1 protein-coding gene is annotated in these 214 nt (G+C 50.9%); it reads left to right on the top strand.

What is annotated here, in order from left to right; all coding sequences use genetic code 11:
• The coding region (locus ACYVTD_RS19270) for a hypothetical protein (RefSeq protein WP_461249179.1) at positions 1-214 on the top strand (214 nt) is incomplete at both ends.

Genomic DNA, 214 nt, shown 5'->3' with positions numbered 1-214 from the left:
TACGAAAGACGGAACTTGCCTCCCTTGTTAAACGCTATGAGGAACAGCAGGAAGACATCGTCAAGACCGCAGCGCTTATCCGCCGCTTCCGCTACAAGGCGAGCAAGGCGGCTTTCGCTCAGGAATTAATCAACCGCCTTGATAAAATGGAACGAATTGAAATGCCCGATCCGTATTTTACCGCCCCTTCAAAGTCTTTATCCTGCCCCGCGAT

This window comes from Treponema sp. R6D11, from assembly GCF_054786075.1.
Note: the sequence above shows the minus strand (reverse complement) of the source record. Positions and strands in the feature narration are given on the sequence as shown.